The organism is Mesorhizobium sp. M0598 (genome assembly GCF_040320865.1).
GTDB lineage: Bacteria > Pseudomonadota > Alphaproteobacteria > Rhizobiales > Rhizobiaceae > Mesorhizobium.
Genome location: NZ_JAMYQL010000094.1, coordinates 1 through 1,864, shown reverse-complemented (window position 1 = coordinate 1,864; position 1,864 = coordinate 1). Strand labels below are relative to the sequence as shown.

Below are 1,864 nucleotides of genomic sequence, written 5' to 3'. Positions count from 1 at the left end.
CGACGCCTCCCTCAGTACGTCGCCTACAGAATCACACACCAACCCGACGCCGCAACTCACAGATGAGTCATCGACGCAACGAAAAGATGTGTGCATCCCCTAGAGCAAGCGCTGCCGTGACATAGACTTCACGGGAAAGCACTATTGGACTTTCATTGCCCAGCACGTCACGAAAGATTCCGCCGGCACTCCCATTGCCACCGCCACCACCGCGCCTAAGCCTGCAAGCAAAGCGCGCTCCGCACCCGTGACAGCGAAGAGCGCCAAACCGAGGGCATCGAGCCACAGGAGCCAGCGGTAGCGACTCTGCGGGATGTGAGCGGTGAAAAACACTGCGCATGATACGATGACGCATGCAAGAAGAATGGCGGGCTCCCGCACCCAGAAAACGGGGCTCAAGCCCAGAAGAAGGTCGCGCAGCGTGCCACCGCCGATGCCCGTCACCGTGCCGAGCAGGACGAAGCCGACTACGTCCAATTTGCTTGCTCGAGGCGACCAGCGCGCCCAAGATCGCAAAAACGATCAAGCCCAGCCAGTCGAGAAGTGCGGCGGCTGTGTCGAAGAGCATAGGAATCTTCCGCTTGGGTTGGCGACCGCAGCGCGTCTTCCGCTGCTGCATACGCTCGACTACGCGTCAACACAGAACCATCGCGTTGACTCTATCGAGGTTTTCGGCGTATTTTACCGCTTGCCATAACCAACAAAAACCCTGCCGAAGCGGGGCTTTGTCGTACAGCCGTGGCGGCGAGATGGTTAGGCGCCTCGATCCGGGCGCCCTCGCCGATCTCTTTTAGCATAGCCTCTGCTTTGGCCTTGTCCTTCGTGGTCAGCACGGTGCGCCAGTACGGCTTCTCGAAAAGGCTAACGATGTACGTCGTCGCAGGCTTGTCGTTCATCGCCCGTCCAGCCAATTTGCTATGCGGCTAATGTAGATCCAAGCACAAAAAGCTCGCCCATTCGTTCGCATGTTTCGCTTCGAATTGACTTGAGCGCATCTATTCGTCAGCCGGCCAGTCCACCATTTTCTCGCCGGTTAGGCCCGGCGGCCGAGCCCCAACGACGCGGGCCGCTGTGTCATAGTTCGCAACATGGGAGGAAAGCGGTGCCCAGACCCCAACGCGCTGCCTGTGATAATCCAGAGGGCTATGACGGCCTTTTGGAAACCCGAATTGAAGTGGTAGAAGTCCACGGCGAGTGGTCGGTGCACGTAGTCGAGGAAGACGAAGAACGCATCTACGCATTCGTGCTGGAATCCTTCGCCCTAGCCTTCGCGGAGGGCCAGAGGATGCGCCTGAAACTCGCTGATATTGTGCGGCATTAGCGCTGCGTTTGGGTGGCGTCCTTTGCCTCGCTGTAGGTGTTCTACCTACCCGACATCGGCGCCGCATGCGGCCGCTCGTAGTCGGCCGGCCTGCCGTTCAGCAGATTGATCGCCCGCTTTATATCCCCGTGCAGCCGGTCGATCACGTCCCAATGCTCATGAAATGGCTTGAGCGACAACTGCGCGTCGCGGAGTTCTACCGTCAGAAGCCACGCCTGTGGTTCAATTTTGGCGAGGTGATATTCGGAAACGGCTTCGTGTCGGCGAGGGTGCGGCATCCCGCAAAATAGGAATATATTCCGCATCCCGTCAAGGCACATAGACTTCGTCCCGCCCTCAGCGCATGCTCGAGATCGGCGAGCTGAAGGGCAACATGGACGCGATCAACGCAGCCCGACGAACGGGCGGCTGTGTTGCACTCTGTAAGCGCGTTCCAACGATAAAAATTGTCGGGTTGCTCCCCGCCCTCGCGACTGCGGAGTGGTCGTTTCATCGATTGACTCGCGTAATGCACCGGCAGTTAATCTCCCCGCCAGGGCAAAA

Annotated in this window: 3 protein-coding genes and 1 pseudogene; 1 reads left to right on the top strand and 3 read right to left on the bottom strand. The window is 58.9% G+C overall.

Annotation, left to right across the window (positions count from 1 at the left end; all coding sequences use genetic code 11):
* Positions 1 to 67 precede the first annotated feature (67 nt).
* Together NKI59_RS34850 and NKI59_RS34845 are read right to left on the bottom strand one after the other, a co-directional pair.
* Positions 68 to 444: pseudogene (locus NKI59_RS34850) on the bottom strand (trimeric intracellular cation channel family protein).
* 215 nt (positions 445 to 659) lie between these two features.
* A complete protein-coding gene (locus tag NKI59_RS34845; protein WP_352592428.1) occupies positions 660 to 896 on the bottom strand; it encodes a hypothetical protein in 237 nt (78 codons plus the stop codon).
* A gap of 206 nt (positions 897 to 1,102) precedes the next feature.
* Here NKI59_RS34845 and NKI59_RS34840 point away from each other — a divergent pair, with 206 nt between their 5' ends.
* A complete protein-coding gene (locus NKI59_RS34840; protein WP_352592430.1) occupies positions 1,103 to 1,321 on the top strand; it encodes a hypothetical protein in 219 nt (72 codons plus the stop codon).
* Positions 1,322 to 1,362: 41 nt separating this feature from the next.
* On the opposite strand, the gene NKI59_RS34835 is transcribed toward NKI59_RS34840, so the two are convergent.
* Positions 1,363 to 1,500 (bottom strand): hypothetical protein, encoded by a 138-nt coding sequence (locus tag NKI59_RS34835; protein WP_352592433.1) that lies wholly within the window; start codon positions 1,498 to 1,500, stop codon positions 1,363 to 1,365.
* Positions 1,501 to 1,864: the final 364 nt, after the last annotated feature.